1 protein-coding gene is annotated in these 1,142 nt (G+C 72.1%); it reads left to right on the top strand.

What is annotated here, in order from left to right; genetic code table 11:
- A partial coding sequence (locus FHP29_RS00020) for a choice-of-anchor G family protein (RefSeq protein WP_139620831.1) occupies positions 1–1,142 on the top strand: 1,142 nt, incomplete at both ends.

The raw sequence follows: 1,142 nt of genomic DNA, 5'->3' as shown, positions 1-1,142 counted from the left end.
ACGGCGAACCTCGGCTCGAACCAGCTCTCCCCCGTCGTGTGCAGCCCGGGCGGGGCGTGGTGCGACCAGGTCACGGCCGGCGTCGAGGCCACCCGGCCGGCGTACGACGGGCTCTTCGTGCCGCTGCGCCACCTCGTGGTGGGCGACCAGGGTGACCAGCTGTTCCGGCTCGCCGTGGACGACATCAAGACCGGCATGATCACCATCCCGGTCCGCAACCTCCTCAAGCCGGTCATCGACATCGCCGCGAAGGTGCTCTCGATCCAGATCAACCACCAGTCGTCGCGCTCGTGCACCACGCCCGACGGGGGCACGGGCATCGACCGGCTCTCCCTCTCGGCGGTCAGCATCGGGATCCTGCCCGCGCTCAACATCGGGCGTCTCGGGTTCGGCAACGCGTCGGCGCGGGTCGACGCGTGCGCCCCGACGGCGCGCGCCTCGGTCATGGAGGCCAACTCCGGCTCGATGCCGGTCGCGGGGCTCGGCTACTCCGAGGCCTGGCCCGGCACCAGCCCCGGTCCCAACCGCGCCGGTCCCAACCCGTCCGTGCTCGGTCAGCAGTACGTCCTGGTCGGCGGCGCGAAGGTGCCGGTGGAGGACTTCGTGGAGTACGGCGACCTCGCGGGCATGCTGTCGGAGACGACAGCGACGTCGCCTCGGGACGGACGGGCCGTCACCGGCGCGGTCGGAGCGGACGGCTCGATCACCTTCGACGACACCGCGGGCTCCACCTCCGCCCCGGCCTCGATCGACCTGCTCGCGCTCCTCGAGCAGAGCGGCCTCGACGGTCTCACCGACCTCGCGGTCGACGAGGCCACCCTCGAGCTCGGTGCGCTCGGGTCGGAGGTCCAGGCGGAGGCCGGCCGGATCCTCGACCCCGACGGCGTCGGCGGTCCGGGGCGCTTCCGGGTCGGCCAGGCCGACCTGACCCTGCACTCCCCCGCGGTGGAGAAGGCCGCGTCGATGGTCTACGACGCGATCGGCCTGATGGACCGCACGGCCGAGAGCACCCTCAACAAGGTGCTCGACCTGACCGCGCTGACGAAGGCGCTGCCGAACGGGACGGGGGTCACCGCGCGGGTCACCTCCACGATGCAGGACAAGGTGTTCGCGGCGATCCTGGCCAAGCCGATCACCACGAA

Source organism: Nocardioides albidus (genome assembly GCF_006335005.1).
GTDB lineage: Bacteria > Actinomycetota > Actinomycetes > Propionibacteriales > Nocardioidaceae > Nocardioides > Nocardioides albidus.
This window is presented reverse-complemented; position numbering and strand designations above follow the sequence as displayed.